The 24,257-nt window shown below is 62.2% G+C and carries 20 protein-coding genes and 1 riboswitch; of the genes, 5 read left to right on the forward strand and 15 right to left on the reverse strand.

All coding sequences use genetic code 11. The features are described 5' to 3' along the window. Positions 1-266: 266 nt before the first annotated feature. Entirely contained in the window at positions 267-1,397 is a 1,131-nt protein-coding gene (locus AC27E8_RS14830) for a sensor histidine kinase (RefSeq protein WP_487100064.1), read from the forward strand. On the opposite strand, the gene pepF is transcribed toward AC27E8_RS14830, so the two are convergent. Beyond that, positions 1,398-3,227 carry an oligoendopeptidase F gene (gene pepF, locus AC27E8_RS14835; protein WP_487100066.1) on the reverse strand — a complete coding sequence of 610 codons (1,830 nt, stop codon included), beginning with the start codon at positions 3,225-3,227 and terminating at the stop codon, positions 1,398-1,400. A 2-nt stretch (positions 3,228-3,229) separates the two neighbouring features. Further along, entirely contained in the window at positions 3,230-4,978 is a 1,749-nt protein-coding gene (locus AC27E8_RS14840; protein ID WP_487100068.1) for a pyrimidine-nucleoside phosphorylase, read from the reverse strand. A 164-nt stretch (positions 4,979-5,142) separates the two neighbouring features. Between AC27E8_RS14840 and AC27E8_RS14845 the strand changes: the two genes are divergently transcribed. Then, entirely contained in the window at positions 5,143-6,459 is a 1,317-nt protein-coding gene (locus AC27E8_RS14845) for an MATE family efflux transporter (protein WP_487100226.1), read from the forward strand. Positions 6,460-6,494: 35 nt separating this feature from the next. On the opposite strand, the gene AC27E8_RS14850 is transcribed toward AC27E8_RS14845, so the two are convergent. From AC27E8_RS14850 to lysA, 4 genes are all read right to left on the reverse strand, one after another. Then, the gene (locus AC27E8_RS14850) at positions 6,495-7,793 is read right to left on the reverse strand and encodes an Nramp family divalent metal transporter (RefSeq protein ID WP_148260110.1); all 1,299 of its coding nucleotides are present in this window, start codon (positions 7,791-7,793) and stop codon (positions 6,495-6,497) included. A 367-nt stretch (positions 7,794-8,160) separates the two neighbouring features. Beyond that, positions 8,161-8,577 carry a VOC family protein gene (locus AC27E8_RS14855; protein WP_487100070.1) on the reverse strand — a complete coding sequence of 139 codons (417 nt, stop codon included), beginning with the start codon at positions 8,575-8,577 and terminating at the stop codon, positions 8,161-8,163. Between the two features lie 257 nt (positions 8,578-8,834). Continuing rightward, the gene (locus AC27E8_RS14860) at positions 8,835-10,361 is read right to left on the reverse strand and encodes a fumarate hydratase (protein ID WP_014463566.1); all 1,527 of its coding nucleotides are present in this window, start codon (positions 10,359-10,361) and stop codon (positions 8,835-8,837) included. A gap of 126 nt (positions 10,362-10,487) precedes the next feature. Continuing rightward, positions 10,488-11,819 carry a diaminopimelate decarboxylase gene (lysA, locus tag AC27E8_RS14865; protein WP_487100072.1) on the reverse strand — a complete coding sequence of 444 codons (1,332 nt, stop codon included), beginning with the start codon at positions 11,817-11,819 and terminating at the stop codon, positions 10,488-10,490. Between the two features lie 193 nt (positions 11,820-12,012). Between lysA and AC27E8_RS14870 the strand changes: the two genes are divergently transcribed. Next, the gene (locus AC27E8_RS14870) at positions 12,013-12,222 is read left to right on the forward strand and encodes a DUF378 domain-containing protein (protein ID WP_014463564.1); all 210 of its coding nucleotides are present in this window, start codon (positions 12,013-12,015) and stop codon (positions 12,220-12,222) included. Positions 12,223-12,303: 81 nt separating this feature from the next. On the opposite strand, the gene AC27E8_RS14875 is transcribed toward AC27E8_RS14870, so the two are convergent. From AC27E8_RS14875 to AC27E8_RS14890, 4 genes are all read right to left on the reverse strand, one after another. Continuing rightward, positions 12,304-13,698, reverse strand: a complete 1,395-nt coding sequence (locus AC27E8_RS14875) for an MFS transporter (protein ID WP_487100074.1) — start codon at positions 13,696-13,698, stop codon at positions 12,304-12,306. 157 nt (positions 13,699-13,855) lie between these two features. After that, positions 13,856-13,988: riboswitch (cyclic di-AMP (ydaO/yuaA leader) on the reverse strand. A gap of 128 nt (positions 13,989-14,116) precedes the next feature. Beyond that, positions 14,117-15,067, reverse strand: coding sequence for a peptidyl-prolyl cis-trans isomerase (locus AC27E8_RS14880; protein ID WP_487100076.1), 951 nt, complete (start codon positions 15,065-15,067; stop codon positions 14,117-14,119). 41 nt (positions 15,068-15,108) lie between these two features. Continuing rightward, positions 15,109-16,638, reverse strand: a complete 1,530-nt coding sequence (locus AC27E8_RS14885; RefSeq protein ID WP_487100078.1) for an AMP-binding protein — start codon at positions 16,636-16,638, stop codon at positions 15,109-15,111. Between the two features lie 48 nt (positions 16,639-16,686). After that, complete coding sequence (locus tag AC27E8_RS14890; RefSeq protein WP_487100080.1) at positions 16,687-17,883, reverse strand: acyltransferase; 1,197 nt, start codon at positions 17,881-17,883, stop codon at positions 16,687-16,689. A gap of 271 nt (positions 17,884-18,154) precedes the next feature. On the opposite strand from AC27E8_RS14890, the gene AC27E8_RS14895 reads away from it, so the two are divergent. Together AC27E8_RS14895 and AC27E8_RS14900 are read left to right on the forward strand one after the other, a co-directional pair. After that, the gene (locus AC27E8_RS14895; protein ID WP_487100082.1) at positions 18,155-19,105 is read left to right on the forward strand and encodes an SGNH/GDSL hydrolase family protein; all 951 of its coding nucleotides are present in this window, start codon (positions 18,155-18,157) and stop codon (positions 19,103-19,105) included. A 229-nt stretch (positions 19,106-19,334) separates the two neighbouring features. After that, entirely contained in the window at positions 19,335-20,138 is an 804-nt protein-coding gene (locus AC27E8_RS14900) for an SGNH/GDSL hydrolase family protein (RefSeq protein ID WP_487100084.1), read from the forward strand. A gap of 40 nt (positions 20,139-20,178) precedes the next feature. Here AC27E8_RS14900 and AC27E8_RS14905 read toward each other — a convergent pair whose 3' ends face one another. The 5 genes from AC27E8_RS14905 to spoVAD all read right to left on the reverse strand — a co-directional run bounded on the left by AC27E8_RS14905 (position 20,179) and on the right by spoVAD (position 24,257). Continuing rightward, positions 20,179-20,433 carry an Ldh family oxidoreductase gene (locus tag AC27E8_RS14905; protein WP_487100227.1) on the reverse strand — a complete coding sequence of 85 codons (255 nt, stop codon included), beginning with the start codon at positions 20,431-20,433 and terminating at the stop codon, positions 20,179-20,181. Further along, positions 20,354-20,854 (reverse strand): Ldh family oxidoreductase, encoded by a 501-nt coding sequence (locus tag AC27E8_RS14910; RefSeq protein WP_487100085.1) that lies wholly within the window; start codon positions 20,852-20,854, stop codon positions 20,354-20,356. The genes AC27E8_RS14905 and AC27E8_RS14910 overlap by 80 nt, the downstream gene beginning before the upstream one ends. Further along, positions 20,808-22,703: an acyltransferase family protein gene (locus AC27E8_RS14915; RefSeq protein WP_487100086.1), complete on the reverse strand. Its 1,896-nt coding sequence runs from the start codon at positions 22,701-22,703 to the stop codon at positions 20,808-20,810. The genes AC27E8_RS14910 and AC27E8_RS14915 overlap by 47 nt, the downstream gene beginning before the upstream one ends. A gap of 160 nt (positions 22,704-22,863) precedes the next feature. Then, positions 22,864-23,214 (reverse strand): stage V sporulation protein AE, encoded by a 351-nt coding sequence (spoVAE, locus tag AC27E8_RS14920; protein ID WP_487100087.1) that lies wholly within the window; start codon positions 23,212-23,214, stop codon positions 22,864-22,866. Next, positions 23,211-24,257 carry a stage V sporulation protein AD gene (gene spoVAD, locus AC27E8_RS14925; protein ID WP_487100088.1) on the reverse strand — a complete coding sequence of 349 codons (1,047 nt, stop codon included), beginning with the start codon at positions 24,255-24,257 and terminating at the stop codon, positions 23,211-23,213. Before spoVAD ends, spoVAE begins: the two co-directional genes overlap by 4 nt.

A 24,257-nucleotide genomic window follows, 5' to 3' on the forward strand; every position in this document is an offset into this window, starting at 1 on the left:
CCACGTCTCGAATTTTTAGAACCTTTGTCGAAAGAGCGTGAACTGGAATTCACCGTCTTGTGTGACATTCGGCCGCGTCGCATAATTGATACAAGTGTAGAAATTTGTTTGCAATGCCGTTAAAGGTGGTTGTCACGTTGGGCTCTGCATATGCATCCATGCCTTCAAACGACAACGACTGCTGCAGGCCTGATGAGGGCTCGGGCGCGACCTCCCTGCCCCGCCTCAGGGCGCCGTACCTCCATGCGCGCGCGAGCTCGCGCGAAATGTCCTTTTTCGAGTTCGTGCGCGATCTCGCCGCGACGCACCCCGACCCCGATCCGTTCCTGTGCCTGGTGCTCGACGCCGAGGGCGGCATCATGACGAGCGCGGCGCACGGCGAATGGGAGACGGGTGACATGGCTGCGTGCTTGAGCGCAGCCTTGCGCGAACTCCGCCCAGCAACTGCTCAGGAGATGCGGACATCGCGGCGAACCGAGGTCAGCGAAGCGGCGGTCGCCGTGCTCCGCCTCGAGCAATGGCACGCGGCGTGGACGCAGCTGCCGGTGGCCGTTGGACGAGCCCGGCATCTCGCCGTGGTCCGGCGCGCATCCGAGGAAGACCCTCACAACCTTGGGCGCCTCACACTTTACTTCGCACACGCAGCCGCCCAGGCGTGGACAAGCTGCGAGCGCACACTCATGCGGAAAAGTCAGTGCGTGATTCAACGCATGCGAAAGAAACTGCAGGAATTTGAGAAAGTGTCTGCATTAGCCCAATTGTGCGCCGGGATCGCGCACGAAATCCGGAATCCCCTCACGACGGCCCGTGGATTTTTGCAGCTTTTTGCAGAACGCTGCGACGCCAAGGACCGTGCCTACCTTGAACTCACCATTAGCGAGCTGGACCGCATTCGCGAACTGTTGGAGGACTTCATGGGCCTGTGCCGACCGGACCGCGAGGAGGCGGCCGAGATCGACATGGCCGAGATTGCGAGATCCGTTCACCGGTTTCTCGTCCCCGAAGCAAGCCTCTGCGACATCGCATTCGAACTTCACGTCCCCGACCATCCCGTCCGGGCTGCTGGGCGTCCTGCTCAGATCAAGCAGGTCCTCATCAATCTGGTACAGAATGCGCTTCAGGCCTGCCGCGGCCAGCCGCATGCGGCAGTAAAACTGGAAGTCGACGACGAGGGCGATCGCGTGCGGGTGAACGTGGTGGACAACGGCTGCGGGATCGAACACATGGACCGGATCTTTCGGCCGTTTTACACCACGAAGTCCACAGGGACGGGGCTCGGCCTGTTTGTGTGCAAACACATCGTCGAGTCGCACGGAGGGTCCATCTCCGTCCGATCTCAGGTCGGCGCAGGGACCACGGTCACTGTGGAGATCCCGAAATGCGCGCGGCGCGCGTAGTCAGCGCGCCGCCAGAAGATCGCCGAGTTCCAACGTCAGCCGCGCGAACCGCTCGAGCGCCTGGCGGACCGGCGCGTCGCTGGTCATATCCACTCCCGCCATCCGAAGCAGATCGATGGACGTGTTGGAACTTCCCGATGAAAGAAATTGGAGATACCGCGCCACCGCCTCGTCCCCCTCGCGCCGGATCTTTTCCACCAGCGCAAGCGCGGCCGAAATCCCGGTCGCGTATTTGTACACGTAAAACGCGGAATAAAAATGCGGGATGCGCATCCAGCCGTGCGCGATGTCGTCGTCCACCGTCACCTCGGGCGCGTAGTAGGCTCGATTCAACTCGTAAAACACTTCGTCCAGCCAATCCGCCGTGATGGCGCCGCCCGACTCGATGCGCTCGTGCGTGCGCTTCTCGAATTCCGCATAGAGTGTCTGCGCGACGAGCGTGGTGCGAATCGTCTCCACCTGTCGGTTGAGCAGGTACGCGCGCCGGAGCGGGTCCTCTTCCCGACCGAGCAGGTGATCGTACAAAATGGCCTCGTTGACCGTGGACGCGACCTCGGCCACGAAGATGGTGTAATCGCTGTAGATGTACGGCTGCGTCTTCCGCGAAAAATAACTGTGCATGGAATGGCCAAGCTCGTGCGCCAGCGTGAACATGTCCTGCACGGAATCCGTGTAGTTGAGAAGGATGTACGGATGCGTGCCGTACGTTCCCCATGAATAACCGCCCGAGCGCTTGCCCCGGGTCTCATACACATCCACCCAGCGCCCGTAGAGCCCCTCGCGCGCGGCGCTCGCGTACGCCTCGCCGAACACCTCGACAGCTCGAAGAACGGTCTCGCGCGCCTCCGCGTAGGGGACCTTCCAGTCGATCTCGCCGACGAGTGGCACGTACAAATCCCACATGTGGAGTTCGTCGAGCCCAAGCGCGCGCTTGCGCAGCGCGAGATACGACTGAAGCGCAGGCACGGACTCCCGCACCGCGCGGATCAGATTTTCGTACACCGCGCGCGGGATCCGGTCCCCATCCAGTGCCGCGTCGAGCGCGGACGGGTACCTCCTGACGCGCGCGTTAACGACGTTTCGCTTCACGCTCGCCGCATACAGCGCCGCTATGGTGTTGCGATGCTTTTTGTACGTGTCGTACACCGCGTGGAACGCCCGTTCCCGCACGCCGCGATCCCGCCGCTCCAACAGCTCGTGATACAGCGCGTGCGTCACCTGCACGTCTTCCCCGTTTTCGTCGCGGATGACCGGGAAGACCGTGTCCGCGTTGTTGTACATCTCAAAGATCTCGGACGGGGCGTGCAGCACCTCGCTGAACTGCGCCAAAAGCTCCTCCTGCTCCGGGGTGAGGACGTGATCGCGCTGGCGGAGCGTTTCGTCAAGGAAGAAACGGTACAAACGGAGTCCCTCGACTGATTCGAGCCAGCCTTCGACCTGCTCCGGGGAGAGCTGAACGAGTTCAGGATAGAAAAACGACGTCTTCGCCTGAATTTCGGCGGCGAGCCGCTGGGCCTCCGCGAAGAGCGCCTGCCGCCAGCTCTCCGTCGTGTCCTCGTCGAGCTTCATCTTGGCGTAGACGAAGAGCTTCCCAAGGATTTGGCTAAGTTCGTCGTGCGCCTGCAACGCCTGAAGAAGCGTCTCGCCGGACGTGTTCAACCGCCCGCGAAACTCGGCGAACGCCTCCGCGAGCGCGCGGGCGCGATGCGCGTCCTTGTGCCACGCCTCTTGATCCGGGTAGATGTCTTCAAGGTTCCAGCGATACTCGGGGTCAATCTCCTGCCTCGCCTTGCCGCGCACGTCGCGCGCCCAAATCACCTGTGATGCCACCTTCAAGCCTCCTTGTCTTGCCGCCTCACGTTTGCCATCTGCGCGTCCGTGAACGCGCCCGGGAGAAGCGCGCCAACGGTCGTCTCCCTCACGTCGCCCTGAAGATTCCCGAGGTAGACCGGCGTGTCGGGCGAGCAGAACTCGGCCAACACCTGCCGGCACGCGCCGCAGGGAGAAACCGGCTCCGGGCTGTCCGCGATGACGGCCACCGCGCGAATCTCGGGCTTCGTCCCCGGTCCACCCTCGGCGACAGCGCGAAACACCGCGGACCGCTCCGCGCAGTTGGTGAGCCCATACGACGCATTCTCGACATTGGCGCCGGTCACCATGCGCCCGTCCGCAAGCTCAAGCGCCGCGCCCACGGCAAAACCGGAGTACGGCACGTATGCGCGCTCGCGCGCTTCCCGCGCGGCCTCCATCAGATCGGCGTGGGGCAGGGCCTCGCTTCGGTCGATCCGGGCGAGAATGAGCGGCGGCGCCTCGACGGGATCGTCCGAAATCTCCACGACCGCCTCGAGCTCCCGAATGCAGCGGAGGGCATCCTCCTCCGTGCGCGCGTGCACGGTGAACATCGGGCGATGGGTCTGGACGCGATCGCCCACCTTGGCGTGCAGCACGATCCCGACGGACGGATCGATGGCCGCTTCCTTCGTCTCCCGGCCCGCGCCAAGCCGCATCGCCGCGAGCCCGAACGCGAGCGCCGGCAGCTTGGCGACAAACCCGGCCTTCTTCGGCAGATAGGGCATTTGGACCGGCGCCTGCGGAAGGCGGCTCGGATCGTCGACGACGGCCGGATCGCCGCCCTGCGCCGCAATCCAGCGCCTGAGCGTCTCGAGCGCCCGGCCCTCGGCGACCGACTGGCGCAACATGCGCCGCGCCTCCTCGCGCGTGGCGGCCACGCCGGACAATACCGTCATCTCCTCCGCCAGGGCGAGCGCGATCTCGGCGAGATCGAACGGCCCCTCGCCGGACAAAACGCGGATGGCCTCAGCCACCTCGAGCGCGTTCCCGATGGCGCACCCGAGCGGCTGATCCATGTTGCTGAGGACGGCGACCGTCCTTCTGCCCGCCGCCTCGCCGATCTCGACCATCAGTCGCGCGAGCCTGCGCGCGTCCGAGCGCGACTTCATGAACGCGCCATCGCCCACCTTCACGTCGAGCACAATGGCGTCGGCGCCGCCCGCCAGCTTCTTGCTCATCACGGAACTCGCGATGAGGGGCAACGACTCCACGGTCCCCGTGACGTCCCGGAGCGCATACAGCTTCTTGTCCGCTGGCGCCAGATCCGCGGTCTGTCCTCCCAGCGCGATGCCCACCTGCCTCACCTGCGCCACGAGCTCCGCCACGCTCAAATCCGTGCGGAATCCTGGGATGGACTCCAGCTTGTCGATGGTCCCTCCCGTGTGGCCAAGCCCCCGCCCGGACATCTTGATGACCGGCACGCCGATGGACGCGACGAGGGGCAGCACGACGAGCGTCGCCTTGTCTCCCACGCCTCCGGTGCTATGCTTATCCACCTTCGCGCCCGGAATGCCCGAGAGATCCAGCCGATCCCCCGAATCGGCCAAAAGCCGCGTGAGCACAAGCGTTTCCTCGCGAGTCATGCCTCGCCATACGACCGCCATGAGAAAGGCGCTCATCTGGTAATCCGGGATTCTCCCCGCCACGTACCCCTCGATGAGAAACCGAAGCTCCTCCTCCGCCAAAGCCTCCCCTCTGCGTTTTTTGTCGATCACGTCGACCGCTCGCATGCAAAGCCACCCTCTCGTCTCGAGCTCTTTCGCGTTCATGGTACCACAGGGCGGAACGAGCCGTGCGACGCCCCTTCACGGACGGGACAGACTCCAGTAAAGTGATACGTGGCAGATTTGCACGCGATTCTCGGCTCAGCCGGAAATGGAGACGAACCACCGTGATGGGACGAAAGCTCACGCTGTACAGCTTCGCATATCGAGGACTTTCCTCATTTCTCACCTTCGCCAACAGCGCCATTGCCGCGCGGTACTTGCCGACGGCGAGTCGCGGCGAATTTCAGCTCTCCACCACCGTGGCCACCTTGGGTCAGTCGTTCTCGGGCGGATACACCAATTATTTTTCCTACGCGCTGCCCCGCAGGCCACACGACAAGGCGCAGATTGTGCAAATGGGAAACTTCGTCATGTATCTGTTCAGCATCGCCGTCTGGCTGTGCGCCCTCGCCGCCATCTGGATCTGGCACCCGCCCCTCTCGATGGCCTATGCGATGGTTGGGATTCCCTTCACGTTTCTGTTCGGATACGGCTCGAAGCTTCTCAACTCACTGGGAGAAATCTCGTGGCTGAACCGCGTCAACATCGCGCAAGCCGTGGCTTTTCTCGTCCTCTACCTGGCCTTTATTGCGTTCCACTGGCACATGGCTCCTGGGCCCCGTCTCGTGTGGACGTTTCGCATTTGGCTCATCTCCTGGGCCCTTTGCGTCGCGCTGACGCTCGCCGTCACGTATCAGAAGCTCGGGTTCGGAGAGACGCTCAAGTGGCGATTCCACCGGGCGGAATGGCGGGGGCTGTATCGGTATGGCACGGCTTCCTCGCTCGCCATTGTCACCGGGTACGTCAACTATCGCACGGACTTCTGGATGCTTGCGCTGATGCACAGCGCCACCACGCTCTCCATTTACGGCGTGGCAGTGGCCGCAGCGGAGATTCTCAACACCCTCACCCAAACCATCGCGACCATGGTCTTTCACCGCGTGACGGCCGCGAGCGTGGATGACGCCGGAGCCATCACGGAGAACGCCTCGCGGCAGACGCTCATCACGTCCATCTTCGCCGCCTGCGCCCTGGCCCTGGGCATGCCCATCATCGTGCTCATTTATAGCTGGCACAAGTACGGCGGAAGCCTCGGGCCGTTCTACGTGCTCCTCCCGGGCCTGGTGCTCAAGGCCACGGCCAATGTGATTGCGCAGTACTTCACCAACGCGCTCGGGCGCCCCACGGCGCTCACGTGGGTGAACCTGGCCGTGATCGCCGCCAACGCCCTCATGTGCCTAGGACTCATTCCGCTCGCCGGGATGTACGGCGCGTCCATCGCCTCAACGCTCTCGTACGTGCTGGAACTCGCCCTGTACGTCACCTGGTACCGGCGGGCTTCCGGGCGCGACAGCAGGGCGCTGTGGCGCGTGACGCGCGGCGATCTCGCACCATATCTCGATCTCGTCCACAAAGTTCGCGCGCGTTTGGCCCGGACGGCATAAAAAAGGCCCGGCACGCGCCGGGCACACGAGCGACATCAGAAGCTGCCGCCGAAGGACAGGTACAGAAGGATCATGTTCAAGACGACGATCACGCTCGCGCAGAAGCTCGCCACCCAGGTGGTCAGCCGCCGGTTGACCAGTCGCCCCATGATGTCCGGCCTGCGCGTGAAGTAGATGAGGGCTACCACCGGCATCGGCAGAACAATGCTCAGCACCACCTGGCTCAACACGAGTGTTTCCGTCGGATTGAGCCCGAGAGCGACAATGATGACCGTCGGGATCATCGTGATGACGCGCCGAAGCCAGAGCGGAATGGTGAAGCCGACGAACCCCTGCATGATCACCTGCCCGGCCATCGTGCCGACCGCTGAGCTCGAGAAGCCCGAGGCGAGGAGCGAGATGAGAAACACCGCGGCGCTCGCCGGGCCAAGAAGCGGCGTCAGGGTCTTGTACGCCGTCGAGATATCCGCAATGCCCGTGTGACCCGTGTTGTGAAACACGGACGCAGCCATGAACATCATGGACAGGTTCACGAGTCCAGCCAGCGACATGGCGATGGCGACCTCTTTCGCGCTGAAGCGCGCGATTTTTACCTTATCTTCTTCGTCGCGCGGCTGAATGCGGTTTTGCGTCAAGCTCGAATGCAAGTACACCACGTGCGGCATGACCGTGGCGCCGATGACGCCAACCGCGAGCAGCACTGCCGCTTGGTTGCCCAGCCACGGTACTACGCTGTGGTACGCCACCTGGCCCCAATTGGGCTTCGAAAAAATGGTCTCCACGACGTAGCACAGGGCGATGATCAGGACGAACGCCGTGATGAACTTCTCCAATGGGCGGAACCCCAGGCGGTCCAAGGTCAGGATCAGATACGTCACCACGCCCGTGACAAGGGTTCCCCACAGCATGGGGATGTGGAGCAACAGATTCAAGCCCACGGTGGCGCCCAAAAATTCCGCGATATCGGTGGCCATGGCGGCGACTTCAGAGAACGCCCACATCACGTAGGTCAGCCACTTGGGAAAGTGATCTCGGCACATCTCGGGCAAACTCTTGCCCGTGGCGATGCCAAGTTTTGCGGACAGGTGCTGAATGAGCATCGCCATCAGATTGGCGAGCACCACCACCCACAGCAGGCGATAGCCGAACTCTGAACCGCTTTGGATGTTCGTCGCGTAATTGCCGGGGTCAATGTACGCCACGCAGGCGACAAACGCCGGGCCGAGAAACGGGAGCAGCGCGCGCAGCCCTCTGCGGCGATGATCCAAGGCGGCCCTGGCCGCTCGGACAGCCTTTGCGTCAGACGTCTGCAAGCTCGTGGTCGTCACACTCACCTCATCGCCCCCTCCGCCGGGAACTGCCCCTCCATCAGGGCCCCGGACATGAGTTGTATTCGGGTAAGATTTTTAGCTCAAGGAAACTTTCTGACCCTATTATACGCCGCTCTCGGCATTTTGTGACCTACACATTTGGCCTAACGCAAAAATTTTGGCTGAGGGAAAATACACAGTGCGGAGCGGGGCGTCTCAGTGGAAGTCGGGAAAGCCGCCCAGTGAGCCGGCAACAGGGGACAACTTGCCCTTCACAAGGGCGTGCGGGCCATCCCGCACGCGGCTTGTCTTGAAACGAGACTGAGTGGTCGAGGACGTAGCAGCAAAGCGGCTGAATCACCGACGATTCCTTTCGCCGTATCGAGCGCTTTCAGAGCGGACAGTTCAAGTCCCACGTAACCCCGAATCGATCGGTCAATTTCGCGTATTTCGCACCCCAAAACGTCTTCTGCGGCGGCATGTGAACTTTGGCTTCTTTCATCAAACGGGCATAGACGGCATCCATCTCCGGTTCAGTCGAAAACTCGACCATCAAACTGACTGGCCCGCGCTCTAGAGGCATCCCATCTTTCGAAAAAACGTCCGAAATGAACAACCACGCATCGCCCAATTGGAGCCGTGCATGCAAGACCTTCGTCCGATCGTGTTCAGGAATCTGTGCACCAGGCATGTCCTCATAACGGCGCAACTCCGTCACTTCGCCCCCGAACACTTCTGCATAAAAGTACAAGGCTTCTTCCGCGTTCCCCTGGAAACTTAGGTAGGGGACGATCCGACCTATCGACATCGCTCATGGATTCCTCCCTTGTGCATAGCGTTCAGCTAGACAACACCGTGTTCTACCGCAGCCAGCATACCATACCGACCCATCGCCGGTCGCTCTCGCGAATCGTCCGGGGTCCTGCCAAGTGAGAGCAGGAGCCTATCAAGGGGAACCGGCGGTGCTCTACACAAAAAAAAAAAAAAAAAAAAGCTGCCCGTTCACCGCTTCGCCAGCGGATACAGGGCAGCCCCCGAAAACCCAAGCGCGTAGATTCCACGCAATCACACAAACACAGGATCCTTGAGGTCCTCCAGCTTGACCATGGACTCCTCGGCGACTTCCTTGTGCAAGCTGTTGCCGTGTGCGTCCATCGTGACGATAGCTGGGAAGTTGTCCACCTCGAGATGCCACATCGCCTCGGGGATGCCGAACTGCTCGAGGAAGTCCACGCCTTTCACCTTCGTCACGCACCGCGCGTAGAATTGCGCCGCGCCACCGATGGCGTTCAGGTACACGGCGCCCGACTTTTTGAGACCCTGCAGCGTCTTCTCGCCCATGCCGCCCTTGCCGATGACCGCGCGAATGCCAAACTTCTCGATGATGTCGGCCTGGTAAGGCTCCTCGCGCGAGCTCGTCGTCGGCCCCGCGGCTTTGACATGCCACTCGCCGTTCTCGTCCTTCAGCATGACCGGCCCGCAGTGATACAGGATACCGCCGCGGAGATCCACCGGCGAATCGTGGTGCATGAGGTACTTGTGGAGCTCGTCGCGGCCCGTGTGGATCTCGCCCCGAATCAGCACCACGTCGCCCACCTTCAGCTTGCGGATCTGCTCCTCGCTGATGGGCGCCTGAAGGACAATCGCGTTCTCCGTCGAAAAGGCCTGTTTCGGCCGCTCGAGCTGACCCTCGCCGTCCTTGTACAGCCAGCGCCGGATTTCGCCCGTCTCGGGATCGAGCACCACGCCGAGGCGCCGGAACGCCCAACAATTGTACGCCACAGAGACGAAGAAGCTCGCGGGAATCCGGTTGCGCACGCCAATCTTGCAGCCGAGGAGCGTCACACGGCCCCCGAAGCCCATGGTGCCGATGTCGAGTTGATTCGCCTTCTCCATGATGTACTGCTCAAGTTCTGCGAGCTGCGGATTGGGGTTGACGTCGTCCAGCGGGCGGAACAATTGCTCCTTCGCCGCCTCGTAGCCGCTCGTCCGATCGCCGCCGATGCACACGCCGATGAAGCCCGCGCTGCAGCCCTGCCCCTGGGCTTGGTAGACCGCGTGCAGGATGCACTTGCGGACACCGTCGAGATCGCGCCCCGCGCGGCCGAGGCCGGGAAGCTCAGTGGGAAGCGCGTATTGGATGTTCTTGTTCTCGCAGCCCCCGCCCTTCAGAATCAGCTTCACCTCGACCTCGTCTTTCTCCCACTGGTGGAAGTGCACGATGGGCGTGCCCTCGCCGAGATTGTCGCCGGTGTTCTTGCCGGTGAGCGGGTCGACCGAGTTCGGTCGCAACTTGCCAAGGCGCGTCGCTTCGGCCACGGCCCGCCGAATCTCTTTCTCGAACTCGATTTGATTGAAACCGACCGGGCAATGGACGATGAAGGTCGGCATGCCCGTATCCTGGCAGATGGGCTGCACGTCCTCCTCTGCGGAGATGATGTTGTCGATGATGGTGTTCAGGGCGATGGATGCGCGGCTGCCCAATTCCTCCTGAAGCTGCGCCCGCTTGATAGCCCGGCGCACGTCGGGCGGCAGGTTCGTCGAGGTCTCCGTGATGAGTTCCAGTAGACTATCAAACGCTTTCGTCGCCACTTGCCACTACCCCTTTCACAGCACGTGCCTGGTGGCCCTCTTTCAGTATATCACTTGCCGCCCGAGAAGCCGGAATCGCGGCCGCTCACCGCCGCCGGCGCACGAAAAAAGGGCCTCCGAGGCCCCTCACCGAAGCGGCACATCCAGCCGCGCCACGTCCGCCCACGTCTCACGCCGCGCCACGAGGCGCGCCTCGCCATGCCGGCAAAACACGACGGCGGGCTTGGGAATGCGATTGTAATGACTCGCCATCGCATACGTGTAGGCACCTGTCGCAAAAACGGCGAGAATATCCCCCGGCTCTGGATCCGGTAGCGGGAGATCCCAGATGAGCATGTCGCCGCTCTCACAACACTTGCCGGCCACCGACCACGGGCGATCCGGCGGATCCGCAGCGCGGTTCGCGTAACACGCATGATACTTCGCGCCGTAAAGCGCGAGGCGCGGGTTGTCCGTCATGCCCCCGTCGATGGCGACGTAGTTCCGCACGCCCGGGATGACCTTGCGGCTGCCCACGCGATACAGTGTCACCCCCGCGGGCCCTACGATGCTGCGGCCCGGCTCAATCCACAAGATGGGCACGTCCATGCCTCGAGCCGCAAAGGCCGCCTTGGCGGCGCGGATCACCCCCCGGACGAGATCGGCCACCGGCGGCGCATCCTCATCCGTGTACGGGATGCCAAAACCGCCCCCCAGGTTGAGCACAGAAAAAGGCAAACGGAACCGGCGCAGGCCGTCTTCGTACACGCCCGCCATTCGATCGGCGAGCAGTCGAAAGCCCTCCACATCGAAGATTTGAGATCCGATGTGCGCATGCACGCCAACGACCCGCGCGCGCTCCACCTGCTTGAGCCGCAAAAAGGCCTCCTCCACCTGCTGGCTGGCGAGATCGAAGCCGAACTTGGAGTCCTGCTGCCCTGTGGAGATATAGTCGTGCGTATGCGCCTCGACACCTGGCGCTACCCGGACCAGGACATCCACCGTGCGCCCTGTTGCCTGAAGGATGTCGTCCAAGAGGTCGATCTCGTCGAAATTATCGACGATCACGGCCCCGATGCCACTCTCAACCGCGTACTGCAGTTCTTCCGGGGTCTTGTTGTTGCCGTGCATGTGGAGCTTGCTCGCTGGCACGCCTGCCGCAAGAGCGGTATACAACTCGCCGCCGGACACCACGTCGATGCCCAAGCCCTCCTCGTGCGCGAGTTGGCACATGGCCATGGTGCAGAAGGCCTTGCTGGCGTAAGAAATTTGATACGGCACGCCTTCCTCTCGAAACACGCGGTGAAAAGCCTGGATGGTATCGCGGATGAGCCCCTCGTCGTACGCGATGAGCGGCGTGCCGAACTGTTCCACGAGATCCACCGCGCTCACGCCGCCGATGAGAAGATGGCCCTTTTCGTCTCGCGGAAAATGCGCGTCCACCTTCGGCCTCACGTCTAACAGGTGCTCTGATTTCACTCCGTCCACTCCTATCGTCTCTCTCTTTCACGACGCGCGGCGCCCCGACCTGTGCCAAGACCTGAATAAAGATTCAGACACAAGTATATACGTGCAGCGCCTCACTGGGCAACGGCAAATTGCGTAAAGCCCATTGCATAGCGGGGTCAAAGCTAGAACACCCTAGCGACAGATTCGGTTTGGAGGTGAGACCGTGCGCTGGAACCCCGTGGACTGGATTGCCTGGGCGCTCGTCGTCATTGGGGGCATCAACTGGGGCCTGATCGGATTTGCCAACTACAACCTCGTGGGCGCCATCTTCGGCGCCACGTGGCTCTCGCAGTTCGTGTACGCGCTTGTCGGGCTCGGCGCCCTTTGGCAACTGGTGGCTGTGCTCGTGAAAAGTCAAGCCGTGCGGACATAACACCAGTTGTGAAGCGCACAACGAGAAAAAGCCCTGGCAACCCGACGAGGAGCCAGGGCTTCTCCGTTCATCCCCAAGTGCTTAGCGGCCGACGCGCAAGCGGCGTTCGGATAACGACGACGTCCGCTCCATCTCGGCGTCCTCTCCGACGCTCGCCGCGTTCAGGGTGAGGCCGCGCGTCTCCGGCGCCAGGAAGAGACAGATCAAGAATCCGCCGAAGGTCACGAGCGCCCCCACCAGCATGGTCGGACCCACGCCATAACGAGCCAAAGCCCACGGCAAGAGATACGTGCCGGCCACGGCTCCCAGCCTGCTGATGCACGTGGTCACGCCAACCGCAGTCCCGCGCACCTCGGTGGGAAACAACTCGTTTGGGGCGAGCCATTCCATGATGTTCGGCCCGCCGGAAAACAGCGCGTACAGCAGAAAGCCGACGCCGATGACCCAGAGCGGCCCCTTCGGAAACAGCCCAAGGAGCAACATGCCGACGGTCATGACGGCAAACGAGACAATCATCGTTGCCCTGCGCCCCAGCCGGTTCAAAAACCAGAGCGCAGGCACGCAACCCACGATGAACAGCACGCTGATGAGCGCCGAACCGTACCCGGACGATCCGCTGAGCACGTGGTAGTCGTCAAGCAGCGTCGGGCCGAACGTCAACATCGCGAAGAGCGGCGCGACCGCGGCCGTGAAGAAGCCACTGACGTACAGCGTGCGCTTCCAATACGTGCGATTGAAGAGCGTCAGGTAACTGGTGCGCGTTCGCTTTTCATCTGGCACCGCGATGTGCTTCAGGCTGGCTCCCGGCCCGTAAATGTCGCGAAGCACCTTCAGCGCTTCGCGCGCCCGACCGTGCTGCAGCAACCAACGCGGAGACTCCGGGGTTCCGAGCCGCAAGATCACGAGCACGATGCCCGGCACCGCGCTCGACGCCAACATGTACCGCCATGCGTCCGGTCCGATGGGCAGAAGCCACTGTCCCACTAGATACGCGACCGTGGCGCCCACGTACCACGCGATGACCGTCACACCGAGCATCATGCCGCGGTGTTTGCGCGGCGCGAACTCGGTCAAAAGCGACGTTGCGATGGGATAATCCGCCCCGACCGCGATGCCGAGCACGACACGCAAGGCAAAGAGTTCCCAGGCGCTGTGCACAAAGAACTGCAAAACCGAGGCCACGATGAGCAACACGAAATCGATGGTGTACATGAGCTGGCGTCCAAATCGATCCGTCACGTACCCAAGCAGTCCGCCGATGAAGATGCCAATAAGTGCCGATGCCCCAATCAGGCCGCTCCACATGGCGTCGAGGTGCAGTTCAGGCGTCAACTGCGTGAGCGCCACGGCGACGATGCTCAGGATGTACCCGTCAAGAAAAGGCCCGCCCGACGAATAGATAGTGAGCTTCAGGTGAAAAGGGCTCCACTTCGCATCTTCGACCGGATTGGCCGGCCTTGTCGCTTGCAGGTCCATGGTTTCCCCCCCTCAAGGTATGGCGATCTCGACTGCGCCACCTGCGTAAAAGCGGACACAAAGCCGCGAGATCGCACGAGGGGGATCCGCAGATGAGGTACACCAACGAGGCTCACCGGTGGGAAAAGCGAGGAGAAGAAAACGGCGATACATGGCATCGTCCCCTTTCCGTGCGCTTACGAGGTTAGCTGACGGGTTAGGGCGGAAAGGCGCCCCACGACCAAAGTCGTTTCACCCCGAGAGTTGGGTCCCCCGTTTCCTCCGAAGGAGGAATTCAGCGCTGCCGCTTGTATCGCGATGCGATATGCGATGTACACGTTACGATACACGAAATGTGAGAGGAACGCAAGGAGAAGGGAAATTCTTGGACGTCCGCCCCGGGCGGCCACCGCGAGGCCACCCAGCGCGGTGCCATGCGTCAGGTCGATGTCGGATTCTTGATGGCCGTGAGCACCGCGTCATAAGACGGATCGAGAATGCGAATGTCCGCCGACTTCGCGAGCTGTGCCACGAGTTTCGTCTCGCTTTCGGCATTTTGCTGCTTGATGGCCTGGATGATCTGCGACCGAACGGCCGACAGCGGCTCTACGTGTTCTGGCGTAATGGCCTGGCACTGCACGATGTCGTACCCGCCCTGCACCTTGAGCGGCTCGCTCACTCCGCCGGCCTTAAGTGCGAAGGCCGCGGAGGCAATAGAGGGTTGATCCGCCTTCAGCTCATCCATCGTGAAGGTTCCGAGCACCCCACCCTTCGCGCGCGTGGCCGCGTCGGTCGACATGGATTTCGCCACGGACGCAAAGGGCGTCCCAGACCGGATTTCTACAAGAGCCTTCTCCGCATCCGCCTTCGTCTTCACCTCGATGATGGCAATCTTGCGCGTCTCCGGCACCGTGAACATCGACTGGTTCTGCTTGTAGTACGACGCAATCTGCTTGTCCGTCACGTGGACCTGCGCCTCGGCGAGCTTGGTCGCGAGAATGTTGTCGCGAATCTGGCTCAGAAATTGCGCCTTCGTCATGTGGTTCTGCGCCAGGAGCGCATTCAGCTGCGCGTCAGACGTGATGCCGTTCTGCATCTCGATGGCGGTCAGTTGCTGATTGATTTCCGCATTCGTCGCCGTGACATGTTCCCTGGCTGCCGCCTGCTCAATCAAGGCATTGGCAATGAGCTCCTCCAGCATCGCCGATCCGGCGTAAGCCTCCGACTGCTGCGCGAGCTCCTGCCTCGTGATGGGCGTCTTGCCGACCATCGCCACCACCGAGCCGCCCCCATGCGCCGCGTACGTGCCAAACCAGACACCACCCAAGATTAGCGCGCCCGCGGCTGCGCCGACGATGCCGGAAATCCACCGTTCCTTCTTCAATTCCATCCTCCTTCAGTCTTTCCGCACCCTGGGCTGCACATCCCAGTTCAAGCAAGCCTATCACGCGGCTCCAAATTGCGCAACACGTGCTTCTGCACTTTTCCCGTCGCGTTCACCGGCAGGGATCGCGCGATGACGATCTGCGACGGCCGCTTCGGCTTGGCAAGGTGCGCCGCACAGAACGACTCCAGATCGGCGCGCAGCGCGTCCGCATCGACGCCGTCTGGCTCCTCCGGGACCACCCACGCGACGGCCCGTTCCCCGTAAAGCGGATCCGGAAGTCCCACCACGGCGGACCGCGCCACCGCCTCGTGCGCGTTCAGCACGTCCTCAATTTCCCGCGGCGAGATCTTCTCGCCCGCCCGGTTGATCATCTCCTTCGCGCGTCCGGTGATGTACACGTAGCCATCCTCATCCATGTAGCCGAGATCGCCCGTGTAAATCCATCCCGGGCCATAGCCGTAATCCGGCGCCGGCTCCATGCCCACATAGTGATGGATGACATTGTCTCCGCGGATGGCAATTTCGCCGAGCTCATACGGGGCGACGGGCTTGCGCTCTGCGTCCACAATGAGGAGCGACATCCCCACGGGCTTCCCGACCGATCCCGGCTTGCGCACGCCAGGCGGCAGCGGGTTGGTGCAGATCTGCCCCGCCGCCTCGGTCATCCCGTACGCCTCGATGACCGGAACCCCAAACGCCGCTTCAATTCGCGCGGCCACCGCCGGCGTGAGCGGCGCGGAGGCGGATCGCAGAAAGCGAAGCGTGCCGAGCGCCTCTTTTGGCGCCGGCCGTTTGGCGACGATCGATAAAATCGTCGGGACGCACGAGACCCAGGTCACGCCGTGGTGGCCAATATCGTCCCAGAACAAGGAGGCGTGGAATTTATCGCGCATGACGATCCGCCCGCCCGACACGAGTGTCGACAAGAGGACGATCACCTGGCCGTTGATGTGGAAAAGCGGCAGGATGCAGTAGGCCACATCCGAAGCCGTGAGCGCGTGGCTTCGAATGACGTTCTGCACGGCGGCCCACAGGTGTCCGTGCGTCAAGAGCACGCCTTTGGGCTCACCCGTGGTGCCAGAAGTGAACATGAGCACGGCTGGCTCTTGTTCCGAGGTGCCTTGTCGCGCCCCGGGTTCAGATGTCGAGGAGCGTTGCCAGATTTGAACCACCTGGCCTTGCGCGGCATCCATCTCAAAGCAAAGCCCGCGGTTGAAGCGGTGCTTGTGAAGCACCTCGCTCCACCGTTCACCAGCTGCGGGCGAAACGATGCCGTAATCTGCCCGATATCGCGCAAGCGCTCGTTCGAGTTCGCCTGGTGGCATCTCGCTGTTGGCTGGCACGCAAATGGCGCCGTGTTCCAGGCATGCGAGATAACCGACGACAAACGCATACGAGTTCGGCAGCGCCACCATCACGCGATGCCCGGGGTGCACGCCAATGGCGGATAGCTTGGCCCGAAGCTCCTGAACGTGTGCGCGGAGCTCGCCGCACGTATACCAGCGGCCGTCCCAGAGGACGGATCGCGATGGATCGGCGAGCGCTCGCGACAACGTGTTTTGCAGAGACGACATGAGAAACACCTCGATTTCATGATTTGGAATCCGCGTATCCAGGGCGTGTCATCCCGCCGCACTAGACGCAGCTTTGCGCGCCGGGGACTTTGGCAGACCTGTCTTTTCGCCGACGATGTATCCGACGAACGGAATCCTTCCAATGAGGTACGCGGCGACGCCGGAGCTCACGTAGGTCAGCGCAATCCAGACGGGCAGCATCGCGTACTGTACGGCAAGGGAGGCGTGAACCTGGTCCGCCAAGAGCTCCACGAAGCGAAGCGCGATAGGGTGAATGAGAAAGATGCCGAAGCTCACGCTGCCAAAAAAGCGGATGACTCGGCTCGCGCGTGGCATGCGCCCCTTGGCGCGCTGCGCCTGCCACTCCAGCCCCGTCCGCCAGAGCAAGAGCGCCACGGCCAAGCTGTAGGGCACCATGACCGGCTGCAGCGTGTCGACAATCTGTCCTCCCGCCAGGTGGAACACATCCCGGTTGAGAAAATAGATGCCAAAGAGAAGGCACCACATGCCAAGCCACGTCCAGAAGAGCGTACGCGCGTGCGACATGGCCCACGCCTTGATGCGCGGATAATAGATGGCGAATAACGCCCCTGCGATGAACCAGAACTCGTACGTGAAGATGTCGCGATCCCGATATCGCACGAGGATGCGGAGCCACTCAGGCAACTGATATACGTTCACGAACTGCAGCGAGGCCTGATTCCAGATCATGATGCCGATCTCGACGAAAAAGGCGGCCGCGACAATCGCCCGATGATGCCTCTCCGAGCGCTTGAGCCAGCGCACCATGAGCGGAAACACGACGTATAACTGCATGGACACGAGCAGAAAATACAGGAAATATTGATTCGCGGTGGCCAGGCTTGTGAGGAACGTGTGGATCAAATACGGCGCGGTCCACTCGAACCCTTTGAGAAACGTCCCTTGAAACAGAATGTAAATGGCTGTCCACGCGATGTACGGAATGGCGATAAGCAGAAACCGTTTTTTCCAAAACGACGCGGCCGTGAACGGGCGGTCGTAATAGGTGTAGAAGAGAACGAGGCCGGTGATGAACATGAACGCTTCACGCGTGAAATGGAACGTCATCATCAGAATCCCAGAGGACACATCCATCCACGATCCGTCCGGGGTGCGGACGTTGAAACTCGACAGGACGTGTACGCAGATGACACCTAAGATGATGCAGGCCCGCATCAGGTCGACCTCGTAAAGATGTGGCTTCTTCGCCTGGGCCTGGCTCACCTGAACCCCTCCTCACTTGCACTTGAACATCGCATAGCTTACGGGAGCGAGCTTGAAGCTTCGTTGAAAAACATCAAAAGTTTATCAAAGCCTCAATGTCACCTTAACACGCTTTCGCCATCGTTGCCAAAGGCGGATGTCACCATGGTGCGTCAAGATGGTTGTGAAGTCATCCGGTTGCGGACGAGATGGGCGAAAAACTACGATTTTAAGGGCGATTTGAGATGAAAATGACAAGATGAAGGAAAAGACATCCTGGGGGGTCGTGGCGATGAAACGGCGCTGGCAAATGGGGTTTTTGGCATTTGCCCTCGTCGCAAGCGCGGCATGGGTTCCGGCGTCCATTACGGCGCGCGCAGCGGACGGAGACACGCCTGGAGCGTCCGGCCAGGCGGCGTACACGGCGTCCACGGACACGGGTTCCCCATCTTCAGACGCCTCGCCGACGGAGTCCGGCGTGGCGCCGAATCCGGTGCACGCGCCCGGCAACCCGGCGGGGAGCGGAACGGATGCCAATTCGAGCGGCTCGACCAACGCGCCGAACGCGCCCGCGCAAGATCGCGTGGTGCGCGTGCTCATCATCGGCTCGTCGGTTGCGCGCGGCTGGAAGGATCCCAAGGGTGGAGGCTATCTGCATCGGACGTTTTCGGCGCTCTCCGCGCTGACGCCCATCACGTATGACGTGATCGACAAGGCGGAGCCGGGCAAGGGTGTGCTGAGTATTCGAAATACGTACGTGACGTGGCTCGAGACGTATCATCCGCAGATTGTTTGCATCGCGTGGGGCGGCCTGGATGATTTGTATCAACACACGCCGTTTCGCGTGTACGACGAACAAGTGCACTGGCAAATCCAAGAGGCCCTTGACCATCGCGCCATCGTGATGCTGGTGACGACGCCCGTGTCCAAAGCATCCTATACCACTTACCGGTCGGCGCAACAGGCGCTCATGGAGAGCGAGATTCAGGTGGCAGACAGCTTCCACAATCCGAATGTGTACGTCTTCAACTTGTTTGACCAGATGAAGGCGTATCTTCAGGCGCACCACGAAAGCATCCAGCCGCTCATGCACGACAGCTGGCATCCCAACGCGAAGGGCCATGCGCTCGCGGCCGAGCTTTTGGTGAAGGACCTCTTGGGGAAATTCCCAGTTACGGCGCCCGTATTCAAGGTGGACTCGTCCTCCTCGCCGGATCACACGGAGGACCCATCGGCATCCTGAAAGGATTTCGACAGAGAAGCGCCTGACGCGGGCGCTTTTTTGATGATCGGAATCCCGGCAGCACGCTGACCGTGGCAACCCGCATGGAGGGATCCTCGCGCTGCGGAAACCTCACGTCTGCTGTGACCATGTGGCATCCACTCGGGACTGGGGATAGGACGGATCCTTGTCCGATGGCGAAAAACGGTATAATAAAGGACACAACGTCACACGAAGTGAGGTTCGCGGCATGCCCACCAAAAACACGAAAAGGCGCCGCGTCGCGGCGTCGCTCGGCGCATGCGCCATCGCCTGTGCGGTCAGCGCCTGCGGGACCCATCCTGCCCAAAACGCGCCCACGGCGCCCGAGAGCGCGCAGTCGGCGGCGCGACAGACGAGTCCTTATCCCCTCTTCTCTCATCCATCCGCGCAGCCGGTCGTCGCGATGGGCGTCGGCGGCTCCGTCGCGCACGGATGGGATGACAAGACCGGCGGTGGCTATCTGGTGCGGGCGTTTCAGGAACTGACGAAGACCGGCCCCATCACCTTTCAGTTCATCAACAAGTCCATCGAAGGATACGGCCCCACGCAGATGGCGGCCAAGTATCCCGAATTTCTCCGCGAAGTCCATCCCCAGGTAGTCGTCATCTCGTGGGGCATGTTGGATGACATCGCCAACAAGACGCCCATCTCCGCATTCGAACAGGCCGTTCAGTCTGAAATTCAACAGGCCCTCGCTGCGCACGCGGACGTGATCGTCGTGACGCCGCCGCCGACCGGCGCATCCTACGGCCACGACCAAACGTCGGAGAGCCAGCTCGTGGCCGACGAAATTCGGGTGGCAAAGCAATTCAAGACGCCGGACGTGATTGTCGTGGATCTCTTTAACCAGATGAAGCGCTACCTCGCGGCCCATCACCAGTCGATTCAGATGTACAGCGCGGACGACTGGCACCCCAACACGCTCGGCCATGAATTGGCGGGATCGCTTTTGGCCCAGGATCTGCAGGGCACACTCGTGCCTGCCTCGAGCGCCAAACCGAGCTCAGGATGAGCACCTGCGCCAGCCTGTGCGCAATCCGCCGCGCCTAAGCTCACTCAAATCCCCACACCTCGGGCAGCGGAATGCCGTAGCCATCGGACAACTCGACGAGATCGGCCCACACCTCGTCGGAGATGGGAATGCCTCGGCGGCTGCGCGCAACTCGCTCCCGGTGCCGCCGTTCGCCAGGTACAGAAACGGACGGCGCGCCTTTCGCAAGCGGCGCATCATGAATCTCCTCGATGAGCGAGGCAATGCGCTGCAGGAACTCCTCCTGGCCCACGAAGAAATCCGGATGTAGCGCCAGATAAAAGAAACCGTTGCCTGGGGGCTTGCCATCGTCGGCAACATGAAACCTCGTACGCCGCTGCCTCTTTGGCGCTCACGAAGCCAAGCGCGTGGTCCCCGTCCAGCACGGCCGTGACAGGTCCGGTGCGAATCCACGCCAGATGCGGCTTCGCATTGATTTTGCCGCTTTTCAATCCGTGCACATACCACGGCAGACGCATGACGCCGTGGCTCGAAATCCCTCGGAGATCCGATTCGACAAGCGCGGTGGCGGACCAATCCGCGTCGCGCTTCGCCACGCCTGCGGCGGCAAAGCAGGCGCGCGCAAAAGCGTGCAGCGACGCGGGCGCGACGAGCCTCTGCAACCTCTTCCCACTCCCCAACGTCTGCGCGTCATTGCTCCACCGCCTGCGCCACCAGCTTGGCGTACACCATCGCACCGGTCGGATTCAGGTGAACACCGTCCGGCCAAAAATATTCCGGATGCCCTGCGCTCGCTTGATACCAGTTGACGAGCACCACATGCGGATAGCTTGCGGCAACCTGAGCCAGCGTCTGATTGACCGCGTTCTGCCACGGGCGCGGCACGCGCGTGTTGACCAAGATAATCTTCTGGACAGGCCCGAGCAATTGGAGCACGGAGACGAGCTGTTGTTTGCTGAAGGGCCCATTGGTGCCGAGTTCGAGGATGACGATGTGGCCCAATTCTCCTTTCGCCTTCAGCGCCTGAACCACCTGCGGCGCCTGATACATCTGGCGCCCGACCTGCCCGTCGCACACGATGCCGGGCAGGAGCTTCTGCAGATCCGCCTCCACGTCGATCATGACCGAGTCCCCAATCGCCGTCACACCGACACCTGACGCCTTCTTCGGCTTGGTGGCCGCAATCGTTCGCACAGTCCCGGTCCGTGGCGTGGCAGATGCCTGGGTTGGATGAGGCCCGGTTGTGGAACCCTTTGCCTCTTCACCACCCGGGGCCGCATGCGCGTCACGCGCCGAGGGCGTTTCGCTCGATCCGGCCGCGGTCACCGGTTTCGCGTGCACCTTGCCCAGCGAGGCCACCACAGGATACGCCGTCATGCCTGCGCAGAACAGGATGGCGATCCCGGCCACGGCGCCCGTTCCATACATCATGCGGCGCCGCCCGCTGCGCACGCGTCTCGTGCGGTACACATCTCGAACGACGCTGCTCTCCGCACGCCGACGCTTGCCCAGGCGCCGAATGGGCTCTTCGACGATCCGCCAGGAAAGCGCCGCAATCACCACCGCCAGCGCCACCTGCCACGCCGCGCGCAAGGGACTGAAGTCGTTCGCATCGATGAGCGGCGTGGTCAGAGCGATGATGGGAAAGTGCCAAAGGTAAATGCCATACGATCGCACGCCAATCCAGCGCCAGGGTTGGGATCCGAACGCGCGGCCGAGCAGCGTGCTGGGATGCGCCAGACAGGCTACCAAACCTGCCGTAGCGATGGAGAGAATCACCAGGCCGCCGCGATACAAAAACGGCTCGTACTCGTTCGTCTGCCAGATCATCCAGAGGATCGACAAGAGACTCAAGAGGCCGACGAGATCGAGCAACAGGCGGCGGCGAGGCGCGAGCGGGCGACTGAACGCGCTCGACGGCCACACAAACGCGAGCATCGCGCCGATGAGCAGCCCGAACGCGCGCGTGTCCGTCCCATCGTAGACGCGGGTCGGGTCCATACCCGGCTGATACAGCACTGCCATCCATACGGCCGAGGCGAGGGCAAGTCCTCCGGTGAAGGCAAGGATCCGCCCGCGCCGCTTCAAAAGCTTGAGCGCGAACAGGAGCAGGAGCGGCCAGATGAGGTAGAACTGCTCCTCTACGGCGAGCGACCAGAGATGCCCGAGCGGCGTCTGTCGGCCGAAACTTTGGAAGTAGGAGACTTTGTGAAAGATGAACCACCAGTTGCTCACGTAGAAGAACGACGCGACGGCGTCCTGAAAAAACTGCGCAAACTGCGCGCGATCCGCCAGGTATACCCAGATCATCACGGCGATGAGCATCACCACGAGCGCAGGCAAGAGCCGTCTCGCGCGCCGCAGCCAAAACTGTTTGAAATCGATGCGGCCCGTGTTTCGCCACTCCGACACGAGGAGATCCGTGATCAGATAGCCGGAGAGCACGAAGAAGACCTGAACGCCGAGCAGTCCTCCGGGAGCTCCGCCCCAATTGACGTGATACGCGATCACGGCGAGCACCGCAAGCGCTCGCAATCCGTCCAGTCCTGGCATGTACCGGCCATGCCCGCCCATCGGCTTTGGCATTGTCTGTAACTCCTCCCGTCGGCGCAATCCGTGTCGAAATTCCCCGTTTCGATTATATCTAGGTGACGATGCAACTGGGCGTTGTGTTTCATGGAAATTTGGCGACGCGGATGCGCCACACCAAAGAGGCGTGATCGACGGGATTCGACACGAGGCAGGGTCATCCCTTGGGCCGGAAGAAGACCGCCGTCAGGAAGGCGAATACAATGGCCGAGGAAATGCCCGCGCTCGTGAGCTCGAAGATGCCCGTGATGACGCCGACAAGCCCGTGCGCCTTGCCCTCGGCGATGGCACCCTGGACGAGCGCGTTGCCAAACGAGGTGATGGGCACTGTCGCCCCCGCGCCCGCGAAGCGCACGACGGGATCGTACAGGCCGAGTCCGCCCAGCACGGCGCCAGCCACCACGAGGATGGAGACCACCTGCGCGGGCTGAAGGCGAAAGGCGTCCATGAGAAACTGGCCGAGGAGACAGATGGCGCCGCCGACGAGGAATGCCCACAGGTAGGTCATGGCGTACTCCCCCCTGCTTCACAAGCCGCGCTCGGCCACTCCATGGCGACGGCGTGCGCGATGCACGGAATGGTCTCCTTCTGCTGATACGAGATGGGGGATAAGAGCGCCCCGGTTGCCACCACCAGCACGCGCCGGAGCTCACCGTCCCGAAGCCTGCGCTGCACATGGCCGTACGCCACGGACGCCGAACAACCGCACCCGCTGCCCCCGGCCAGCACCTCCGGCAAGTCGCCGTAGATGAGAACGCCCGCGTCGTGGTACCGATCCTGTGGGATGTTCACGCGGTGCTCCACCATGAGGTCGCGGAGGATGCGGGATCCGACGCGGCCGAGATCGCCCGTGAGGACGAGATCGTAGTAATCGTGCGGCAAATCGAAGTCCCGGAAGTGGCTGACAAGCGTGTCGAGCGCAGCAGGGGCCATGGCGGCGCCCATGTTGAATGGATCCGACAGACCCATGTCCACGACCCGGCCGATGGTGGCCCGCGTGACGACCGGATGCTCACCCTTGCCGTCATTTGGCGCGACGATGGCGGCCGCCCCGGCCGTCACCGTCCACTGCGCGGTGGGGGGCTTCTGCGCGCCGTACTCGGTCGGATACCGGTAGTGCTTCTCCGCGGCGGCGTTGTGGCTGACGGTGGCCGCGAGAACGTAGCGGGCCGCGCCGGTGTTCACGAGCAGCGACGCGAGGGCGAGACCCTCCATGGACGTGGAACACGCGCCAAAGATGCCGAGATAGGGCATGGCGAGGGTCCGCGCGGCGAACGAGGACGAGATGATCTGATTCATCAAGTCGCCCGCAATGAAAAACGAGATGGCGTCTTTCGTGAGGCCCGCCTTCTCGATGGCCTTCTGACACGCCTCGTCCAAGAGCGTGCGCTCGGCCTGCTCCCAGCTCTTCTGTTCCATGCGGATGTCCGCGTGCAACAGATCGAAGTCGTCGGCGAGCGGCCCCTTCGCTTCTGTCGGCCCACCAATGGCCGCCGTCGACAGGAGCATCGGTCGGTGCTCAAACTCCCAGCTCTGATGTCCCCTGAGCAT

The sequence above is a fragment of the Alicyclobacillus sp. CIJ1 genome, from assembly GCF_057538885.1.